The 19,145-nt window shown below is 68.4% G+C and carries 17 protein-coding genes, 2 pseudogenes and 1 riboswitch; of the genes and pseudogenes, 12 read left to right on the top strand and 7 right to left on the bottom strand.

Going from position 1 to position 19,145, the window contains the following annotated elements; all coding sequences use genetic code 11:
* Positions 1-261: 261 nt before the first annotated feature.
* The 3 genes from JWP65_RS07255 to JWP65_RS07245 are packed head-to-tail and all read right to left on the bottom strand — an operon-like array spanning position 262 to position 4,571.
* Positions 262-1,236, bottom strand: coding sequence for a tripartite tricarboxylate transporter substrate binding protein (locus tag JWP65_RS07255; RefSeq protein WP_299762088.1), 975 nt, complete (start codon positions 1,234-1,236; stop codon positions 262-264).
* Positions 1,237-1,284: 48 nt separating this feature from the next.
* Positions 1,285-3,261 (bottom strand): NAD(P)/FAD-dependent oxidoreductase, encoded by a 1,977-nt coding sequence (locus JWP65_RS07250; protein ID WP_299762085.1) that lies wholly within the window; start codon positions 3,259-3,261, stop codon positions 1,285-1,287.
* 47 nt (positions 3,262-3,308) lie between these two features.
* Positions 3,309-4,571 (bottom strand): carboxylesterase family protein, encoded by a 1,263-nt coding sequence (locus JWP65_RS07245; RefSeq protein WP_299762082.1) that lies wholly within the window; start codon positions 4,569-4,571, stop codon positions 3,309-3,311.
* Positions 4,572-4,730: 159 nt separating this feature from the next.
* Here JWP65_RS07245 and JWP65_RS07240 point away from each other — a divergent pair, with 159 nt between their 5' ends.
* The 5 genes from JWP65_RS07240 to JWP65_RS07220 all read left to right on the top strand — a co-directional run bounded on the left by JWP65_RS07240 (position 4,731) and on the right by JWP65_RS07220 (position 9,023).
* The gene (locus JWP65_RS07240; protein ID WP_299762079.1) at positions 4,731-5,687 is read left to right on the top strand and encodes a LysR family transcriptional regulator; all 957 of its coding nucleotides are present in this window, start codon (positions 4,731-4,733) and stop codon (positions 5,685-5,687) included.
* A 116-nt stretch (positions 5,688-5,803) separates the two neighbouring features.
* A riboswitch (TPP riboswitch) is annotated at positions 5,804-5,898 on the top strand.
* A gap of 53 nt (positions 5,899-5,951) precedes the next feature.
* Positions 5,952-7,010 carry a thiamine phosphate synthase gene (locus JWP65_RS07235; RefSeq protein ID WP_299762076.1) on the top strand — a complete coding sequence of 353 codons (1,059 nt, stop codon included), beginning with the start codon at positions 5,952-5,954 and terminating at the stop codon, positions 7,008-7,010.
* The gene (locus tag JWP65_RS07230) at positions 7,007-8,032 is read left to right on the top strand and encodes an FAD-dependent oxidoreductase (protein ID WP_299762073.1); all 1,026 of its coding nucleotides are present in this window, start codon (positions 7,007-7,009) and stop codon (positions 8,030-8,032) included. The genes JWP65_RS07235 and JWP65_RS07230 overlap by 4 nt, the downstream gene beginning before the upstream one ends.
* Entirely contained in the window at positions 8,029-8,232 is a 204-nt protein-coding gene (thiS, locus tag JWP65_RS07225; protein ID WP_299762070.1) for a sulfur carrier protein ThiS, read from the top strand. The genes JWP65_RS07230 and thiS overlap by 4 nt, the downstream gene beginning before the upstream one ends.
* A 5-nt stretch (positions 8,233-8,237) precedes the next feature.
* Complete coding sequence (locus tag JWP65_RS07220; protein ID WP_299762067.1) at positions 8,238-9,023, top strand: thiazole synthase; 786 nt, start codon at positions 8,238-8,240, stop codon at positions 9,021-9,023.
* A gap of 15 nt (positions 9,024-9,038) precedes the next feature.
* On the opposite strand, the pseudogene JWP65_RS07215 reads toward JWP65_RS07220, so the two are convergent.
* Positions 9,039-9,538, bottom strand: a pseudogene (locus JWP65_RS07215) (ABC transporter permease subunit); the annotation flags it as partial.
* Between the two features lie 101 nt (positions 9,539-9,639).
* Between JWP65_RS07215 and JWP65_RS07210 the strand changes: the two are divergent.
* Entirely contained in the window at positions 9,640-11,061 is a 1,422-nt protein-coding gene (locus JWP65_RS07210) for a GntR family transcriptional regulator (RefSeq protein ID WP_299762063.1), read from the top strand.
* The gene (locus JWP65_RS07205) at positions 11,058-12,887 is read left to right on the top strand and encodes an IlvD/Edd family dehydratase (RefSeq protein ID WP_299762061.1); all 1,830 of its coding nucleotides are present in this window, start codon (positions 11,058-11,060) and stop codon (positions 12,885-12,887) included. The genes JWP65_RS07210 and JWP65_RS07205 overlap by 4 nt, the downstream gene beginning before the upstream one ends.
* A gap of 87 nt (positions 12,888-12,974) precedes the next feature.
* On the opposite strand, the gene JWP65_RS07200 is transcribed toward JWP65_RS07205, so the two are convergent.
* Positions 12,975-14,141 (bottom strand): hypothetical protein, encoded by a 1,167-nt coding sequence (locus tag JWP65_RS07200; protein WP_299762058.1) that lies wholly within the window; start codon positions 14,139-14,141, stop codon positions 12,975-12,977.
* 163 nt (positions 14,142-14,304) lie between these two features.
* Positions 14,305-14,546: pseudogene (locus JWP65_RS07195) on the bottom strand (LysR substrate-binding domain-containing protein); the annotation flags it as partial.
* 82 nt (positions 14,547-14,628) lie between these two features.
* Between JWP65_RS07195 and JWP65_RS20100 the strand changes: the two are divergent.
* The 4 genes from JWP65_RS20100 to JWP65_RS07175 all read left to right on the top strand — a co-directional run bounded on the left by JWP65_RS20100 (position 14,629) and on the right by JWP65_RS07175 (position 17,799).
* A complete protein-coding gene (locus JWP65_RS20100; RefSeq protein ID WP_367280483.1) occupies positions 14,629-14,835 on the top strand; it encodes a hypothetical protein in 207 nt (68 codons plus the stop codon).
* A 236-nt stretch (positions 14,836-15,071) separates the two neighbouring features.
* Positions 15,072-17,045, top strand: coding sequence for a C1 family peptidase (locus JWP65_RS07185; protein ID WP_299762055.1), 1,974 nt, complete (start codon positions 15,072-15,074; stop codon positions 17,043-17,045).
* A gap of 147 nt (positions 17,046-17,192) precedes the next feature.
* Positions 17,193-17,456: a hypothetical protein gene (locus JWP65_RS07180; protein ID WP_299762052.1), complete on the top strand. Its 264-nt coding sequence runs from the start codon at positions 17,193-17,195 to the stop codon at positions 17,454-17,456.
* 19 nt (positions 17,457-17,475) lie between these two features.
* On the top strand, positions 17,476-17,799 hold the full coding sequence (locus JWP65_RS07175) for a protease inhibitor I42 family protein (RefSeq protein ID WP_299762050.1): 324 nt from the start codon (positions 17,476-17,478) through the stop codon (positions 17,797-17,799).
* A gap of 9 nt (positions 17,800-17,808) precedes the next feature.
* Here JWP65_RS07175 and JWP65_RS07170 read toward each other — a convergent pair whose 3' ends face one another.
* Positions 17,809-18,072, bottom strand: a complete 264-nt coding sequence (locus JWP65_RS07170) for a hypothetical protein (RefSeq protein WP_299762047.1) — start codon at positions 18,070-18,072, stop codon at positions 17,809-17,811.
* A 486-nt stretch (positions 18,073-18,558) separates the two neighbouring features.
* Between JWP65_RS07170 and JWP65_RS07165 the strand changes: the two genes are divergently transcribed.
* Positions 18,559-19,145, top strand: a 587-nt coding sequence (locus JWP65_RS07165) for a thiamine pyrophosphate-binding protein (protein ID WP_299762044.1), incomplete at its 3' end; no start/stop codon positions are given.

The following is a 19,145-nucleotide window of genomic DNA, read 5'->3' as shown; positions in this document are numbered from 1 at the left end:
CCGCCCACAACGACGGGTACTCCCCCCGGTGCTCCTGCACCATCCTCACCGCCCGCTCACGGACCTCGGGCGAGAACTTGTTCGACTTCTTCATGGCTCAATCCTCTCAGAGATTTGAGCCTCCTGAAAGCCGGGGCGATTCAACGGTGTTCAAGCGCAGCCAGATCTCGCGAAAAGCAGGCGGGCCCGACTCACGCGCTCGGCGCGGTCGGGCCCGCCCGCATCCCGATTTTTTTAGAACTCGAGAAATTCGCCTTCGGCTCAGTTGATGCTGATGCCGGCGCGGCGGATCACGTCGCGCCACTTGCCTGCTTCTCCCACCAGGAAGCGTTGCATGGCCTCTGGCGTGGAGCCGGCCGCATCCATGCCTTTGGCAGCGGTGCTCTTCTTGAACGACTCTTCCGCCAGCACGGCATTGACCATGCCGTTGAGTTTGGCGACATGCTCTCGCTTCATCCCTTTCGGCGCGACGAGCGAGATCCATGTCATGGCGTCGTAGCCGGCGTAGCCCGCTTCGGCGACGGTCGGGACGTTGGCCAATGCCGAAGGTCGCGCGCTTCCGGTGGTCGCCAGGGCAACGATGCGTCCGGCGTTGATCATCGGAAGGGCGGCCGTGAGGTCCAGGAATCCAACCTGAACCCGTCCACCGGCGATGTCCTGCAGGGCGCCGGGCGTGCCGTTGTAGGGGATGTTCAGCATGAAGATCCCGGTCCGTTGCTTGAACAGCTCGCCCGCCAGGTGATGGCTGGTGCCGACGCCGTTGGTGGCGTAGGACAGCTCGCCTGGTTTCGCCTTGGCGCGCTGGACCAGGTCCTTGATGGACGTGATGCCCGACTCCCGGCTGGCAACGATCACCACGGGCGCCTGCGCCAGCATGGAAATTGGCGTCAGGTCGGTTTCCGGACGGTAGCCCAGGTTCGGGTACAGCTCCGGGTTGATCACCAGGGCGCCGGTCACGCCCACCAGAATGGTGTAGCCGTCATTGGGCGACCTGACCACGTGGCCGGTGGCCAGGTTGCCGGCGGCACCCGGCCTGTTTTCGATGATGAAAATGCCGTTGCCTCTTGCCTGCAGCTTTTCGGCAAGTTCGCGGGTGACGGCGTCGGCGGAACCGCCCGGAGGAAAGGGCAGGACGAGCTTGACCGGCTTGTCCGGATAGTCCTGGGCCGCGGCAAGCGTCGTCAGCAGCGCGCCGACGCCGATCGCAATCAAAGACCTGATGACCGATTTGAGCATTTGTTTCCTTCAGTGGGTAAGGCAATGGGGTGGGACACAAACCTGAACTCACCAGAGAACGTGGTCTTCAGGTTTGAACGTGGACGTGAGGCTCCAGTACTCGAGCATGCCGAACGGCCAGGTCTGCGCGGCGCGGCCGCTCTTGTTCTTGTACCAGCTCGAGGTCTTGGCAACGGCCCAGGCCTTGGACTCGTTGCCCTTGTCGATGTAGGCGTTGTACCGGACCAGGGGTTCCTCCCGGCAGTCGACCGCCTTGAGTCCTTGGCTGAGGACGTGGCGGATCGCGCGCAGCGTGTACTCGACCTGGCATTCCGACGAGAAGATGGCGCTGCCGTTCACCACCACGCCGGTGTTGGGACCGCTGGTCATGAACAGGTTGGGGAAGCCCGGCACCGAGATGCCCAGGTAGGCCCGGCAATCGCCGTCCCAGCACGCGTGCAGGTCCTGGCCGGACCGGCCGGTGACCTTCAGCGGGTAGAGGAAATCGGCCGCCTTGAAACCGGTGGCGCAAATGATCAGGTCCACCGGGTAGGATTTGCCATCCTTGGTGTGGATGGCGTCTTGCGTCAGGTGCGAGATCTCCTGCGTGACCAGGCCGACTTGTTTGGCCTTGAGCATTTCGGGCCAGGTGCCGTTGTCCCGCAGCATGCGCTTGGCGCCAGGTGGGTAATGCGGCGTGACGTGTTCCAGCAACTCGGGGCGGTCCGCGAACTGCTGTTGCAGCGTGGCCAGGCACTCCTGGCGCAGCGCCTCGTTGCCCGCGCTGATCGACACTTCGTGCTTCCAGTCCGGATCCACTTCCACCAGGTGCAAGCGGCCTTCCACCCCGATCCAGAACTGCCAGAAGCGGACCCATCGGCCGTAGTACGGCACATGGTTCAGGAGCCATTGCATGCCCGGCTTCAGGTCATCATGGTAGTTCGGCGTCGGCAGCATCCAGGGCGGGTTGCGCTGGAAGACATGCAGCTGGCTGACCTGCGAATGGATCTCCGGACCGATCTGGAAGGCGCTCGCGCCAGTGCCGATCAACGCCACGCGCTTGCCCTCGACCGTCACACGCTCGTGCCAGGCAGCGGAGTGGACGATCTCGCCCTGGAAGGAGTCGATGCCCGGAAAGTCCGGAACATGGGGCCTGTTCAGGAGCCCCATGGCGGTGATGACGAAGTTGAAGTGCTCCACATGGGCGGTTCCGTCGGCAGCGCGCGCCGTCACTTTCCACGCCGATCGCGTGGCGTCGAACTCCAGCTGTTCGACCTCGGTGTTCAGCCGGACGTGCGAGCGAATGCCCGAGCGGCGGGCCACGTCGAGCAGATAGCGCAGGATCTCGGGCTGTTGCGAGAACTGCTGCGTCCAATCCTGTTTTTGCGCGAAGGACAGGCTGTAGGCGAAGTTGGGCGTGTCCAGGCGGCAACCCGGATAGGTGTTCTCCCACCACACTCCGCCGATCTCGTCGTTCTTTTCGAAGACAGTGAAGTCGAGGCCGGCCTGCTTGAGCCGGTGCGCGGCGGTGATGCCCGCGAAGCCCGAACCGATCACGGCCACTTTCAGGTCCGCGGCATGGGGGAAGTCGCTGACATGCCAGCCCGGCGCGCCCTGGTCGTCCGGCACGTTGATCTCATGGCGCAACAAGTCCAGCAAGTCGTCATGGCCGGACCGGATCAGGAACTGGACGATCCGGTCCAGCCATTCTGGCGGCGGCGCGGCGGCTGCGGGACAGCCCGCGTCGCGGTAGCCGATCAGGGTCCGCGTCGCCAACGCGCGGGCCTTGGCCTGCGCTTGCGGCGACATGCCGCCTTGGGGCGCGATGCGCGCGGTCATCGACGGTGAGGGCGGCTTGAGCTCCTCCGCAAGCAGAGCCGGATCCTGGGTCAGCAGGGCAAGGGTCGCCAGCAGCGCCGGCAAGTCGGCATCGCCGACGGCGGCTTCGATCTCGGCGTCGGAGGCCACGATCGGCTGAACGCGGTCGAATGCCGCCAGGGTTTCATCTTCGGACATCGGGGTCGCCTCTTCTGCTTTCAGTCGCATGGTGCTTTCTCTGTTCCTGGGGGATCGATGTGGCTCGGGGCCGGCGCTTACTCGAAAACATGGACATGCGGGCTCGGCGCCCAACCCGGTGGCCTGCCGTGGACGAAGTCCAGCCAGGCGCCCTGGAGGGCGTGCGTCAGCCGCCGGGCATCTGCCGCGGCCAGCGCCTGCAGCATCGGCGCCGAGGCGAACGCGTCGCGCGTGCCGAACACGAAGGGCAGTTCCGCGCCGTGGCAGGCGCCGAAGGGCATCCCAGGCGCCCCGTCGAAACGGTAGAGCCAGGCCCGCCGGCCGGCGAGCGCCGCCTGCGCGGCCCATTGGCGCGCAGGCTCGGCAAACCGCCGCTGCGTCTCGTCGTCCGCCGGTTCGCCAGCTGCCGTGAAGGCCCGCATCTCGTCCCGGTTCCAACCCACGAGAACGTCCACCTGGCGGGCGGCCCCGGACGCCAGGGGCGTGACGGAGGGGGGCTGCGTCACGCCATCCAGGACCGGGGCGAAGAGTCCGTGGCCGTCCGCCTGCGCTCGCACGGCGGAGGTCACCTCCGGGGCAAGCTGCGCGCGCAGAAGTGCTTGCACCGGCAGGCCGCGGGCCTCCTGGAGATCGGCCGCGCCCGCAGCGCGGAGCAGCGTCTTGCCGATCGACAGGGCGGCGTCCGCCGAGCGAAAGCCACGGCCCAGGGGCGCACTCTGGAGAATGGCGCGCTGGAACGGCAAGCCGCCGCGCATCAACAGCGCGGCGATGTTGACCCCGCCCGCGGACTGGCCCATGGCCGTGACACGATGGGGATCGCCGCCGAAGGAGGCGATGTGTTGCGTCACCCACTGCAGGGCCAGGTCCAGGTCCAGCAAGCCGAGGTTGGCCACGCCGCCTTCGGCCATGAGCCAGCCAAGGGGGCCCAGGCGAATGCTCACGCCGACCACCACGACATTGCCGCGACGCGCCAGGGCTTGCCCGTCGTACCAGTTCAGCACGCCGCCGCTTTGCCACGCGCCGCCGTGACACCAGACGACCACGGGCCGCTGGGCCGCGTCTGCGTCGGGAGTCCAGACGGTCACGTGCAGGCAGTCCTCGGACTGTGGTGCGTCGCACGTGCCCAGCACCTTGCCCAGCTGCGAAGGCAACTGGGGAGCGATGGATGCCACGCCGGTCGCATCCACGTCACCTTGCAAAGTCGCAGCCACTGGCGGCGCGAACCGCAATTCACCAACGGGTGCCTGCGCATAGCGAAGCGCGCCAAACCTCGTCACCCCGTGGCGCCGGGCCCCGGCCAGGGTGGCCCGGCCCAGCCTCAGCTCGACGCGCTCAGGCATGCCGGCGCATCGCATGCGGCTGCAGCTGGCTGGTTGGGGTGATCGTGCAGGACACGTGGGTCTCGTTCGGAAGGGCGGTTGGCGGGCGAAGCGCAGATTGGAGTCCAGAACCGTTCACTCGTAAATGGATAAATACTGAAGCATCTATAAGATGACCTGATGAATCAAGACAAAGTGAGCGCGCTGACCCTGAAGCAACTGCGCGCCTTCGTCGCGGTCTACCGATTGCGACGCCTGACCACGGCCGCGGCGCAGCTGTATGTCACGCAATCGGCCGTCAGCGCGCTGATACGGCAGCTGGAGGAGGGGCTCGGCGTGCGCATGTTCGACCGCACGACACGGTCGCTGCAGCCGACCGCCGCGGCCCACGACGTCATCGAAATCGCGCAACGCGTTCTGCGCGACATCGATTCCCTGAGCGCCGGCCTGGACGACTTGTCAGTGCTGCGCCGCGGCCGCGTCACCGTGGCTTGCACTCCGACCCTGGCGGAAATCCTGTTGCCGCCGGTGATCCGGGAGTTCCGCCAGCTGCACCCGGAGATCCAGGTCAACGTGGACGACTGCGCGCCCGATCAATTCATCGCGCGCCTGATCGGCGAGCATGCGGACTTCGGCATCGGCACTCCCGATCGGGCCGACGACGGCGTGCAGATGGAGCGCCTGATCAGCGATCACCTGAGCGTGGTCTGCCGGGCGGATGACCCGATGGCGCTCCGCAAGTCGGTGCGGTGGAAGGACCTGGATGGCGTTCCCGTGACCACCGTGCGGCCCGGCTTCGGCGTGCGACCGCTGATCGACCACTCCGCCGCACGGGCGGGAATCCGGCTCAATGTGGCGCGCGAGGTGTCGTTGCTCTCGACCGCCCTGTGGATGACATCCTGCGGCATGGGCCCGTCGCTCATGCCCGCCGCCTACGTGCGTTACTCCCGCGACCCGGACCTGCTGGCACGTGCGTTGACGGCGCCGCGCGTTTCGCGCGACATCTATGTGCTGGTCAAGCAGGGGCGCTCGCTGTCGCCGGCGGCGCAGCAGTTGGTCCAGGTGCTGCACGCACACATGAAGGCTTTGCCTGCGGCCACGGGAGGGCTGAGCCAGGTTGGCCTGCGCAAAGGCTGAGGCATGGCGGCCGCGCTCGCCTCCGGTCCGTGCTGGCCACCGACAAACCGGTCGCCCCGTGCCGCTCTCCGGCACCTTCTCGCAAGCCCGGCGCCTCACCGACCATGTCACAATCTGCCTTCGCTCCGGGGTGTACGCGTCAGCGTGCTGAGATGAAACCCGCGAACTTGAACCGGTTCAGACCGGCGTAAGGAGAGCACCCGTGGCCCATCACCGGCCGGCGCGGGCCGGTCCTTCGGAGCAGTCAGCCACGAAGGAGGTCCATTGAAGCAAGCACCCCCGAGTTCGACGATCCAGGTCTTGGACGGCAGCACGCTCACGCGAGAGGCTGCCGGGAGCCAAGCCGCGCGCTGCCTGGCGCAAGGCGCGCAAGCCGCGCTGGTGCACGGTGTCCGCGTCGGCTCCGGCTCACTGCATTGGCTGCACGGCGCGCATGCACGTGGCTGGGTCCGCCCCGATGCTTCGTTGCCGCCGATCTCCGCGAATGCTTTCGAACGTGATTGGGCATCGTGGTGCGAGCGCGGCTTCGTGCCGGTCGATGCGGCCTTGCTGGCGCTTGCGGGCCCGCACTGGCGCCTGCCGGCACTGTCCTGGGACGAGCACGCCCTGCCCGACGCCGTGCTGCGGGCCGAAGCCAGGGCGCCGCTCGGGATCTATGCCATCGTCGACAACGTCCGGCGACTGCGGCAGGTGCTCGACGCCGGCATCGGCACCGTGCAACTGCGGATCAAGCAGCCGCCCGATGCCGACGCCGCCTGGCACGAGGGTTTGCGCGCCGCGCTGCAAGAGGGGATCGGCGCCGCCCGCGCGGCCGGCGCGCTGCTGTTCATCAACGATCACTGGCGGCTGGCGGCCCAGCTTGGCGGCGCAGCCGTCCACCTCGGGCAGGAAGACCTGCTCGCGCTCGGGGAGGCCGGGCGGGCGGAACTGCGCGCAACGCAACTCGCGCTGGGCATCAGCTCGCACGCGGCGTGGGAACTGTGCCGCGCCCGCGGCCTGGCACCGGCCTACATCGCCTGCGGGCCGGTCTGGCCGACCACCACCAAGGACATGCCCTGGGTGCCGCAGGGCCTGGACAACCTCGCTTGGTGGTGCCGGGTGGCGGGAACGCCGGTGGTCGCCATCGGCGGCATCCTGCTGCCCGAACAGGTGGAACAGAGCGCCGCTGCCGGCGCCAGCGGCGTCTGCGTGCTGCGTGGCCTGGGCGAGGCGCCGGATGCCGTCGTGCCGGCGCTGCAGGCAGCGTTCGCGCGCGGCCGCTCACGCTTGGACGCGAGCCGGCAGGCGGGCTGGCCGCATCCGACCTTGGACCGGCGGCGGTGACGCGAGTGCTGCGCATCGGTATCGCCGGAGCCGGGTTGCTGGGGCGGCTGCTGGCCTTCACGCTGACCCGGCAGGGGCACGCGGTGCACGTGCACGATCCGGCCGAAGGTTCGCAGGCGCGCGCAGCGGCGGGCTGGACGGCCGCCGGCATGTTGAGCCCGTTGGCCGAACTCGAGTCGGCCGACGATCGCGTGTTCCGCTGGGGCCTGCGGTCGCTGGACCTGTGGCCGCGGATCGTGCGCGAGCTGGCGACGCCGGTGGAGTTCCACCGCGACGGCAGCCTGCTGGTGGCGCACCGCGAGGACGGCGGCACTGCCCGGCGCGTGCTGGAGCTGCTGGCGCGCAAGGCGCCCGCCGGGCACCACGCCGAGCCGCTCTCCGCGCAACGGCTAGCGCAACTGGAGCCGGCGCTGCGTCCCGGCCCGCAAGGCTGGCTGCTGCCCGGTGAAGGCCGCATCCACACGGTGCAGGCGATGCAGGCGCTGCTGGCGGGTGCGGCCGGCGCGCAGTGGCACTGGAGCAGCCGCGTCGAAGGCGTCGAGCCGCACGCGCTGCAGCTGCCCGGCGGGCGCGAGCGGTTCGACTGGGTGTTCGACGTGCGCGGGCTGGGTGCGCGGCCGCAACTGCCGGTGCGCGGGGTGCGCGGCGAAATCTTCTGGCTGCAGGCGCCCGGCCTCGGCCTGCAGCGGCCGGTGCGGCTGCTGCACGCGCGGCACCGCGTCTACCTGGTGCCCCGCGCGCCGGATCTGGTCGTGGTGGGCGCCAGCGAGATCGAGAGCGAGGACCGCTCGCCGGTCACGGTGCGCACGACGGTCGAACTGCTCGCCGCCGCGCACAGCATCGTGCCGGCCCTGGCCGAAGCGCGCATCGTCCATTGCGAAAGCAACCTGCGCCCAGCTCTTCCCGACAACCAGCCACTGCTGGAAACTGTGCCCGGAATGACGCGCATCAACGGGCTGTTCCGCCACGGCTGGCTGATCGCGCCGGCCCTCGTCGAAAGCGCCCTGGAGTCCTTGCCATGATCACCATCCGACTGAACCAGGACCGCATGCAGCTGCCCGAAGGCGCCACGCTCGCGAGCCTGGTCGCCTCGCTGCCGCAAGCACCGACTGCGCTGGCCACCGGCGTCAACGGCGATTTCGTCCCCCGCGACCAGCGGGCGCAGTGCCAGCTGCGGGACGGGGATGTCGTCACCACTTTCATGCCCATCACGGGAGGATGAACACCATGTCCTTTTCCATCGGCGGCGTCGAGCTGCAAAGCCGCTTCTTCCTCGGGACCGCCGGCTATCCCTCACCCGAGATGCTGGGCGAGGCAGTGCGTGCATCCGGCTCGCAGGTCATCACGGTGTCGCTGCGCCGTCAGCTCGGTGGCGGCAACGCGCAGGCCGGCGACAGCTTCTATCGCTTCGTGCGCGACACCGGCGCGCAGCTGCTGCCCAACACCGCCGGTTGCACCACGGCGCGCGAGGCGGTCAACCTGGCGAAGATGGCGCGCGAGGTCTTTGGCACGCACTGGATCAAGCTGGAGGTGATCGGCGACGAATACACGCTGCAGCCGGATCCCTTCGAACTGGTGGCCGCGGCGCGCGAGCTGGCCGCCGACGGTTTCGAGGTGTTCCCCTACTGCACCGACGATCTGGTGACATGCAATCGGCTGCTCGACGCCGGCTGCCGCATCCTGATGCCATGGGGCGCGCCCATCGGCTCCGGGCAGGGCCTGCTGAACCCGACTGCGCTGCGCACATTGCGCGCGCGGCTGCCCGGTGTGCCGCTGGTGGTCGACGCCGGGATCGGCTCGCCACGCGACGCCGTGCAGGCCCTGGAGATGGGCTACGACGCGGTGCTGGTGAATTCGGCAGTCGCCCTGGCGCACGACCCCGTCACCATGGCGCGAGCTTTCCGGCTGGGCATCGAAGCCGGTCGGCTGGCGTACGAGGCCGGCATCATGGCCAAGCAGGAGATGGCGGTCGCGACCACGCCCGTGACCGGGCGGCCGTTCCTGTTGCCGTGACCGGAAAAAGCGGCGCTATTGCCTGACCGAACCCCTGACGCCAGAGACGAATAAATCGACGAAGAACGAGTACACGAAAGCCACCGGCAGCGAGCCGAGCAGCGCGCCGGCCCTGAGCGGCCCCCAGTGGCAGACGTGACCTTCCACCAGCTCGGGTGACGACGCCGGGCGGCACGGTCTTGTTCTCGCTGGATGACACGAAGGTCAAGGCGTAGATGGACTCGTTCCAGCTGAGGGTGAAGGCGAAGCCGGCGCAGATGAGGCCGGGCACAGCCAGCGGCAGCACGATCTTCACCAGGATCTGCCAGCGCGTCGCGCCGTCGATCAGGGCGCACTCCGAGCGAGATCGCCGTGGAGACGAGCGAGACGAGCGAGACGATGATGGTGTTCCAGAGCCAGGCCGGGTATTCGAACAGCAGCTTCCCGAAGTGCGCCAGCGTGGGCCCGATGGTCCAGAACGGGTTGCCGGTGCGCGACAGCAGCTCGTTGTCGGGCTTGGACGAGATGACCGCCATCCGCATCGCAGCTGGCGCGGTATCAGCACGGAACACGGGCGCTGCCATCAGGGAAAGCCGCTACTCGAAAGCCTGGAGATTTGTATGATGACCCGACAACCGTGCTGCGTTCTCCCCCTCATGGACCGAAACCCCCGCTGACCGGCGACACGCCGCTGGTCACCGAGCGGCTGTCCGACCGGCTGGCGGTCCGGCTGGGCGCGCAGATCGAATCGGGCGCGCTGGGTCCCGGCGAGCGCTTGCCCACCGAGCAGCAGCTCGCCAGCGCGCACGGCGTTTCGCGCACGGTGGTGCGTGAAGCCATGCACCAGCTCAAGTCCCGTGCGCTCGTGGTGGCGCGTCAGGGGTTCGGTGTCTTCGTCGCTTCCGGGCCGGTCAACCAGCCCCTTGCATTCGATCCCTCGGTGCTCGACTCCGTGCAGGCGCTGGTGCACGTGATCGAGGTGCGCCGGGTGCTCGAGGGCGAGATTGCGGCATTGGCGGCCGAACGCGCCAGCCGTGCCCAGATTGCCGAAATGCGGCGGTCCCTCAAGGCCATCGACGCGGCGGTCGCCCAGGGCCGCGGCGGCGTGGCCGAAGACCTGGCTTTCCACCGCGCCATCGGTGACTCCGCCGACAACCCCCAGTCACCGCCGCCGGACCTGCTCGCCGATCCACGCGTGGAGCCGCGCATCGGCACGCTGCTGTGGCCGACCGACGCCTTGCGCACCGAGGCGTTCGAAGGCGTGTTCCATCTTGCTTCGGCGGTGTCGGGCGAATGCGAGGCCGACTTCGATCTTGGCCTGCGTTCCAACCTCGACAGCACGCGCGCATTGCTCGATGCGCTGCGGGCCAACGCCAGCGCGGGCGGCAAGCGCACGCGCCTGGTCTTTTCCAGTTCGGTGGCCGTGTTCGGGCCCGATCCGGCGGTGCCCCTGCCCAAGCTGGTGGGCGACGCCACGCTGGCCGCGCCGCAGACCTCGTATGGCACGCAAAAGCTGATCTGGGGGCACCTGGTCGCCGACTACACGCGCAAGGGGTTCATCGATGGCCGTGCGGCACGGCTGATGACCGTGGCCGTGCGTCCGGGCCGCCCCAACGGCGCGGCCTCCTCGTTCTTCAGCGGCATCATCCGCGAGCCGCTGGCGGGCGCCGAATCGGTCTGCCCGGTAGGGCCGGATGTATCGCACCCGGTGTCGTCGCCCTCGCACACCGTCGATGGCCTGATCGCCGGCTACGAGGCCTCGCGCGAACAGTTCCTGGGCCGCACGGCGATGAACCTGCCGGCGCTGAACGTGCGCGTGCGCGACATGCTGGACGGGCTCGAGCAGGTGGCGGGGCCCGCAACACGCAAGCTGGTGCGCTTCGAGCGGGACGAGCGCATCGCCGGCATCGGGGCCAACTGGCCCGGCGGCGCCGGCGCCGCGCGGGCCGCCAGGCTGCGGCTGCAGCCGCACGAGAACTTCGCCCAGATCGTCCAGCAGTACATCGCTGATTGCCGGGCGCTGCCGACGGCCGCGCAAACACTCAAGGGCCTGCAATGAAAAAGAAGAACGCCACGGTCGAACGCAAGGCCCCTGGCCGGAAGGTCGTGCCGCGCCTGCGCTCGCAAGCCTGGTTCGACAACCCCGACAACGCCGACATGACCGCGCTCTACCTGGAACGCACCATGAATTTCGGGCTGGGTTTCGACGAGCTGCAGTCGGGCCGCCCCATGATCGGCATCGCCCAGACCGGCTCCGACATTGCGCCTTGCAACCGGCACCACCTGGTGCTGGCCGAGCGGGTGCGCGAGGGCATCCGCGACGCCGGCGGCATCGCTTTCGAGTTCCCGATCCACCCGATCCAGGAAACCTGCAAGCGCCCAACCGCCGCACTGGACCGCAACCTGCAGTACCTGTCCCTGATCGAGGTGCTGTACGGCTACCCGATCGACGGCGTGGTGCTGACCACCGGCTGCGACAAGACCACGCCGGCGCAGCTGATGGCGGCGGCCACCGTCGACATCCCGGCCATTGCACTGAACTCCGGCCCCATGCTCAATGGCTGGCATCAGGGCGAGCGCACCGGCTCGGGCACCATCGTCTGGCGCGCCCGCGAAATGATGGCCGCCGGCGAGATCGGCTACCAGGAGTTCCTGAAGCTGGTGGCTTCGTCGGCGCCATCGACGGGCCATTGCAACACCATGGGCACGGCGTCGACGATGAACTCGCTGGCCGAGGCGCTGGGCATGACGCTGCCCGGCAGCGCGGCCATTCCCGCTCCCTACCGCGATCGCCAGGAGATGGCGTACCTGACCGGCAAGCGCATCGTGGACATGGTGCGCGAGGACCTGAAGCCCTCGGACATCCTGACGCGGGCCGCCTTCGAGAATGCCATCGTGGTGAATTCCGCCATCGGCGGCTCGACCAATGCGCCGATTCACCTGAACGCCATCGCCAGGCACATCGGCGTGGAGCTGACGATGGCCGATTGGGAAAAACACGGCTACGAGGTGCCGCTGCTGGTGAACCTGCAGCCGGCCGGCGACTACCTGGCCGAGGAGTACTACCGCGCCGGCGGCGTGCCGGCCGTGGTTGCCGAGTTGATCGCCCGCGGCATGATCCAGCCGGCGCTGACGGCCAACGGCAAGACCCTCGTGGACAACTGCGAAGGCAAGTTCACCAGCGACCGCAAGGTGATCTTCCCGTACGCCAAGCCGATGAAGAAGAACGCCGGCTTTCTGCATTTCAGTGGCAACCTGTTCGATTCGGCGATCATGAAAACCAGCGTGATCACGCCGCAGTTCCACCAGCAGTACCTGGAGAACCCGCAGGATCCGATGGCCTTCGAAGGCACGGCCGTGGTCTTCGACGGGCCGGAGGACTATCACCGCCGCATCGACGACCCGACACTGAAACTCACGCCGGCCAGCGTGCTGTTCATGCGCGGCGTGGGGCCGATCGGCTACCCGGGCGCGGCCGAAGTCGTCAACATGCGCGCCCCCGACTACCTGCTGAAACAGGGTGTGACGGCGCTGGCCTGCATCGGGGACGGCCGCCAGTCCGGCACCTCCGGCTCACCGTCCATCCTCAATGCTTCGCCCGAAGCCGCCACCGGCGGCGGGCTGGCGCTGCTCAAGACCGGCGACCGGGTGCGCATCGACCTGAAAAAGCGCACCGCCAACATGCTGGTCAGCGACGCGGAACTGGCGGAACGCCGCGCCGCCTTCGAAGCTGCCGGAGGCTACAAGTACCCCGCCAGCCAGACGCCATGGCAGGAAATCCAGCGCGGGATCGTCGACGAACTGTCGCAGGGCATGGTGCTCAAGCCGGCGGTGAAGTACCAGCGGATCAACACGACGTTCGGACTGCCGCGGGACAATCACTAGCGCGGTCGCCCGACCCACGCGGGCGTGCCGCAGGTGGCGCCACGTCATCGCCCGGAGACTGCGAATGACACCAGCGGCAGGCCGCGATCATGGCGCTTGCGGGGGACCGAGGGCGCCGTTGGCCTGCTCCAGATCGAAACGCAAACCCGAGAGCTTCGTGTTCTCCAGGTCGAACGCGAAGCGCACCTGCGTGCCTTCGAGGCCGGCGCGGACCACCAGCTGGCCGGTGAGCTCGGCGCATCCCAGTTGCATGGCGTTCCACTTCAACACTGCATGACGCAGCGAGAGTGAGGCCATCTCCACGGTGATTCCTTGGCCCACGGCTTTCGAGCGAAGCTGAACGCCGTTGCGGCCCTCGTTGCGTCCGACCAGGTCGGCTTGCACGCCAGGGGCGCAGAACCTTGCGTCGCCCAGGCGCACATCGCCCGAGAGTGCGGTGCGTGCCAGCAGCAGTCTCGCTTGCTCGGTGAAACCTGCGCCCTTCGTGTCTTGGGAAAAAAGCCCGAGCGCCTCGCCAAATGCCTGCAGGTTCAGCTTGCCGCGGTCCGAGACCCACGGCCCCAGCAAGGCCTCGCGCCGCTCGTACTGCACGCCAGCAAGCGGCGGGGAAGGGAACTCGAACAGATAGCTGCGTCCCTTGGGTGCATCGACATAGACGCCGAGCTGGCTGATGCCCATGCGCGAATCCGGCCCCACGTGCTCGACGGTCGCGTCGTTGAAATCGATCACCCCGGCTCGGATCGGCACCGTCACGTTCGCGTCGAACAGCAGGTGGGCATCGACGATCTCCGCCCGGATCGCCCCATTTGCGGCGGCCAGCGGGGCGAGACTCCATGAACTGGCGCCCGCCCGGGCAACCGGATGGCCGGCCGCGGTTCCACTTGCTTGGGCATCTGGGGCGTTCAAGCCAGCGCCGGACGGGCGCGCGGGAACCAGCAGACCTTTGAGCTTGACGCCGTCGAGTTCGACGCTGGCCGCCTCCAGGGCGCACAGGCGCGGCCGGCCGAGGCCGAAGCGCACCTGGCCGACAAGCTTGTTCAAGACGAGGCGGCCGACATCCAGGGTCACCGGCCCGAACTCAAGGCGAAGCGAGCTCGCCTCGAATCGTTGGATCGCGATCTCGAGTGCGCCGTCGGGGCGGCTGTCGATCGTCACGCCCTCCAGCAAAAAACGATTGCCCGGCTCCGCAGCAGTGGCTCCGAGCTTCAAGCCCGCAACGAAGTCGATGAGCGAAGCTGCAAGGGCGGCGACCATCCTGAATCCTGGCAGCAATCGTCGCGTCCGTCCACAACTTGGGCGCCTTTTGCAGGCTTGCCGCGGCCGCTTTGCCCGGGCGCGGGCACTGGCGACACTGCGCGGTTCCCAGGCAGGCGCGGCTGCTGCTAGCGCGCAGCGGGGTCGACACGCAGGGCCTGCACACCAGCGAGAAGGCGGGCGAGGGCTGCCGCCGGCTCGGGCAGTACAGGGGGTACCCGGGAAAGACCGGGCACCAGTCTTCCAGCACCCGAAGCAGTCGGCCTGGTCGAGGTTGGCCTGCACTTCGTCCTCGGGCAGCAGGATCAGGCCCAGCCCCTGCAGGGCGGCGTCGACCTGCGGCTGCGCGGTATTGAAGATCAGCGGCCCGGCACGGTGCATCAGATCGACGCGAACTCGCATCCGATCGAGCGTGAGTTCCGCGATTTCTACCGCACGCGGCGGGGCGAATTCACGCCGGCCGGGCAGTCGCTGAAGCTGACCAGCCGTGCGACTGACCAGCAACGTGAAGTTCATGAACTTCTACCCGTTCTCGGACATCGAGACGATCTCGCCGCGCTCGATGCTCTTCATCACGGGCGATGCCGCCCACTCGCGCGAGTTCAGCCAGGACACCTACCGGCTGGCGGCGGAGCCCAAGGAACTGCACATCGTCGCCGGAGCGGGGCACGTCTCTACGACCGCGTCGACCTGATTCCCTGGAGCAAGCTGAAGGCATTCTTTACGAACCATCTCGCCCAAGCCGGCTCGGCATGAGCGGACGAGCCACTTGCCAGGGCCGACTAAGCAGCCGGCCTTTCATTTGACTTTCCAGCCTTGCGAACCATACTGAATGTGGGCGCCCGGGTCGGCGCCTTTGTTCTTTCTTGACAACTTGAAAGCAGGGGCCTCGCGTGGGCATTCGGCTCGCGTCGGTCCAAGGAGAGGCATATGGCAATCGATGTGAAGGGCCTGGCCAAGGCCATCGCAACCCAGGGCGCGGGCTGGCAGGCCGGCGCAACCAGCATGACGGCGTTGAGCGACGCCGAGCGCCAAGCGCGGCTCGGATTCGTTCCGCCGCCGGGCGCCCCGAGTCTCGGGCAGATCGACCAGGAGTTGCGCTCCGGCGTGCGATCGCAATCGCCCTTCGTCGCCGCGGCGGCCATCGGCGCGCCGCCCTCCCATGACCTTCGCAACGTGGGCGGCCGCAACTACGTCACGCCGGTGCGCGACCAGGGCGGTTGCGGTTCGTGCGTCGCCTTCGGCACGTGCGCGGTGATCGAGTCGACAGTGCGGGTCGCCAGCAACAACCCAGGACTGGACGTCAACCTCTCCGAGGCGCAGTTGTTCTACTGCTATGGCCGTTCGCAGGGCCGCAACTGCGCCAATGGCTGGTGGCCGGATGCCGCGCTGGACGCCTGCAAGCAGGGCCTGGCGTTCGATGCGAGCTATCCGTACAGCGCCGGCGACCAGAACTGCTCCAACCTGAACGCCAACTGGAAGTCGCGTTACGTGACCATCACCGGGCGCCAGGCCGTGTCCGGAGCGGCGATCAAGGAATGGATCTCCACGCGCGGGCCGGTGACGGGCTGCTTCCTGGTCTACGACGACTTCTTCGCCTACCGCACGGGCGTGTATCGGCACGTTTCGGGCGCGCTGGCCGGCGGCCACTGCGTTGCCATCGTCGGCTACGACGACACGCAAAGCTGCTGGATCTGCAAGAACAGCTGGGGCACGGCCTGGGGCGATGGCGGCTTCTTTCGCATCGGCTACGGCGAGTGCGGCATCGACACGAGCTACGGCCCGTACGGCGCCGTGGGCGCGGGCATCGTCGAGCAGGGCGCCTGGTCGTCCTGGGCGTCCGAAGGCGGCGTGCTCAACTCGCAGATCACCGCGGCCAACAACGCCAATGGCCGGCTCGAAGTGTTCGTGCGCGGCACCGACAACGCGCTTTGGCACAAGTGGCAGGTGGCGCCGAACGGCAGCTGGTCAGGCTGGGCGTCCCAAGGCGGGGTGCTGACGGCGAACGTGGCGGCCGGGCGCAACGCCGACGGGCGGCTCGAGGTGTTCGTGCGCGGCACCGACAACGCGATGTGGCACAAGTGGCAGGTCGCGCCCAACAGCGGCTGGTCCGGCTGGGCCAGCGCAGGCGGCGTTCTCACCAGTAACATCGCCGTCGGCTCCAATGCCAATGGCCGGCTCGAGGCCTTCGCGCGTGGCACCGACAATGCCTTGTGGCACAAGTGGCAGCTGGCGCCCAACGGCTCGTGGTCGGGCTGGGCGTCGCTCGGTGGCGTGCTGGCTTCGCAAATCTGCGTCGGCCGCAATGCCGACGGCAGGCTGGAGGCGTTCGTGCGCGGCACCGACAACGCGCTGTGGCACAACTGGCAGGTGGCGTCCAATGGCACTTGGTCGGGCTGGGCGTCGATGGCTGGCGGGCTGACGTCGAACATCGCGATCGGCCGCAATGGCGACGGCAGGCTGGAGGTGTTCGTGCGCGGCACCGACAACGCGCTGTGGCACAAATGGCAGGTCGCCCCCAGTGGCAGCTGGTCCGGCTGGGCCTCGCTGGGCGGCGTGCTGACGAGTGACATCGCGGTGGGACGCAGCCCGACCGGGCGGCTCGAAGCCTTCGTGCGGGGCACGGACAATGCCTTGTGGCACAAATGGCAGCTGGCGCCCAACAGCGGCTGGTCGGGGTGGGAGTCTCTGGGCGGCGTGATCACGAGCAACCCGGTGGTCGGCAGCAATGCCGACGGCAGGCTGGAGGTGTTCGCGCGCGGCACGGACGGCGCGCTCTGGCACAAGTGGCAGAGCCGGGTGTTCGCGGCGCCGGCGGTTGCCAGGGAAACGGCCACGGAGCCGGCGGCTGAGACCATGCCGGAGCGGCGGGCGACCGCGGCCGAGCCGGCGCTGGCAGACTAGGGAGGTGCCATGAACACGTCGATACAAGACTTCCCGGACACCGGCACGGCCGATGCCATGCCGCAAGGCAGCATGCTTTCAGCTGGCCCGTCCGGCAGTCCGGCGGGCGCCATGAGTGCAGATCCCGCGGCTGCGGCGGCTGGCGCAATGGCTGCCCTCGCCGACATGCCGGCCGGCGCGATGGTGGCAACGGCGCACCAGGAAATGCCGGCGGGGCCGATGCTTGCCCTGCCGGCCCAGGAGATGCCCGCCGTCCAGGCGCAGGGCATGGATGGGCAATCGGCGGGCGAGATGCCGCTGGGCGGCATGCTCGACACCGGATCCGGCGGCATGCCCTTGGGCGCCATGCTGTCCGCATCCGAGTCCTGGAACATGGATCTCGTCGCGCCCGAACAGCCGTGTGGCTGCTAGCCAGCTAGACAGGCCGCCCGTGACCATCGAGATCTCCGCCGACGAAACGACGGCGTCGCGCGCGCTGTCGCGCGACGAAGATCTGGTGGTGCAACTGTCCGAAAATCCGACCACGGGCTACCGCTGGCAGCTCACGCAGTCAGGAACCGCCCAGCTGGGACTGGTGGAGAACCGCTTCGTCGGCGGCGCGTCAGGAACGCAGCCGGGCGGCGGCGGCCATCGCCTCGTGCGCTTCGTGGGGCAGCAGCCCGGCGCAGTGGTGGTCGAGGCGGTGCTGCGGCGGGACTGGGATCCGCCCGGGACGGTCCTGGAGAAACGGGTGTTCGCCATCGCGGTGCGCTGACGCGCCGGGCTACATGGCGAGCGTTCCGTCCTGCGGCTCGCCCACGTCGGCATCGGGATCGTTGATGGCGCGCAGCTTGTCTGCCTGGCAGTACAACACCAGGTCCTGGTGGCGCACGTCGTAACAGGTCATCCTGCTGCCGTCCCGCGGGCGTTCGTACGGGCCGCCGATGACCTCGACGATCCTGCTGACGGCCCGGCGCGCGCGCGGGCTGGCGCGGCAGCTGGGGACCACGTAGCAAAAGGTTCCTTGCTTGAACATCAGCTGGTGCATGCCTGTCCTTTGGAATGGCACCGCCATTTGAAACTTCGGCAGGCATGCCGACGAGGCGCAAAGATCCTGATTGCATGTCGGACACCAGCGTCGCGTCGTGACCGAACACGCCTCGACCCAAGTCCTGCCGGCCGCCAGACGCAGACCCTCACCGCACCAGCGCAGGACGAAGGCGGCGCCGACCATGCAAACCCTGGTCATAGGAAGCTCCGTTTCGTTTCCTGCCTTGCGACGCCGCAGGCAGCTGGGGGTCAACGTTAGCCGCAGGGCCTGGCCGGCGAGATGCCTGGCCCCACTGTCGTTTCACAGGTTGACTGCCGTTGGTGGATGAAAATGCCGCAGCAGCGGGTTGAACTGGCGTTCCTGAGCCCGTTCAGACGGCTCTTCTGGCGAGGTTCTGCATGCCGGAAGAATATTTCCGGGCGTCGCCGAATCCGGGCCGCCAACAGGGGCCTCTTCGGGCGCTTCGTTGCGATACTCCTTGGCATGTCTGCTGCCACCCTTGCCTTGCCCCCCGCCTTCCTTGCCACGACCGTGGATTTGCGCAACGGCGCCGAGATCCTGCTGGACACCCTGATCGACAGCGGCATCGACACGATCTTCGGCTACCCCGGCGGCGCCGCGCTGCCGTTGTACGACGCGCTCTACAGCCGGCCGGCGTTGCGGCACATCCTGGTGCGCCACGAACAGGCCGCCGTGCACGCGGCCGAAGGCTATGCCCGCAGCACCGGCCGCGTCGGCGTGGTGCTGGTCACCTCCGGTCCGGGCGTGGGCAACACCATCACCGGGCTGCTCGATGCCATGAGCGACTCGATCCCGGTGCTTTGCATCAGCGGCCAGGTGGCGACAGCCGTGATCGGCACCAATGCCTTCCAGGAAAGCGACGCCCTGGGCATGTCGCGGCCGGTGACCAAATGGAACCACCAGCCGCGCCGGGCGGCGGACGTGGCCGCCGCCGTGCTGCGCGCGCTGGAAGTGGCGCAGTCCGGCCGGCCCGGCCCGGTGTTGCTGGACGTGCCGAAAGACGTGCAGCTGGCGCGCGTCGAGGCGCCAGCGGCCGCGCCGGCCCGCGC

The sequence above is a fragment of the Ramlibacter sp. genome, from assembly GCF_028292805.1.
Lineage (GTDB): Bacteria > Pseudomonadota > Gammaproteobacteria > Burkholderiales > Burkholderiaceae_C > Ramlibacter.
The sequence above is the reverse complement of the archived record's forward strand: the minus strand, read 5'-3'. Positions and strand labels throughout refer to the sequence as shown.

Excerpts from the sequence above, each read along its gene's own strand:
- JWP65_RS07255 (WP_299762088.1), bottom strand. The coding sequence starts at position 1,236 with ATGCTCAAATCGGTCATCAGGTCTTTGATTGCGATCGGCGTCGGCGCG.
- JWP65_RS07250 (WP_299762085.1), bottom strand. The coding sequence starts at position 3,261 with ATGCGACTGAAAGCAGAAGAGGCGACCCCGATGTCCGAAGATGAAACC.
- JWP65_RS07245 (WP_299762082.1), bottom strand. The coding sequence starts at position 4,571 with ATGCCTGAGCGCGTCGAGCTGAGGCTGGGCCGGGCCACCCTGGCCGGG.
- JWP65_RS07240 (WP_299762079.1), top strand. The coding sequence starts at position 4,731 with ATGAATCAAGACAAAGTGAGCGCGCTGACCCTGAAGCAACTGCGCGCC.
- thiS (WP_299762070.1), top strand. The coding sequence starts at position 8,029 with ATGATCACCATCCGACTGAACCAGGACCGCATGCAGCTGCCCGAAGGC.
- JWP65_RS07220 (WP_299762067.1), top strand. The coding sequence starts at position 8,238 with ATGTCCTTTTCCATCGGCGGCGTCGAGCTGCAAAGCCGCTTCTTCCTC.
- JWP65_RS07205 (WP_299762061.1), top strand. The coding sequence starts at position 11,058 with ATGAAAAAGAAGAACGCCACGGTCGAACGCAAGGCCCCTGGCCGGAAG.
- JWP65_RS07200 (WP_299762058.1), bottom strand. The coding sequence starts at position 14,141 with ATGGTCGCCGCCCTTGCAGCTTCGCTCATCGACTTCGTTGCGGGCTTG.
- JWP65_RS07185 (WP_299762055.1), top strand. The coding sequence starts at position 15,072 with ATGGCAATCGATGTGAAGGGCCTGGCCAAGGCCATCGCAACCCAGGGC.
- JWP65_RS07180 (WP_299762052.1), top strand. The coding sequence starts at position 17,193 with ATGGCTGCCCTCGCCGACATGCCGGCCGGCGCGATGGTGGCAACGGCG.
- JWP65_RS07170 (WP_299762047.1), bottom strand. The coding sequence starts at position 18,072 with ATGCACCAGCTGATGTTCAAGCAAGGAACCTTTTGCTACGTGGTCCCC.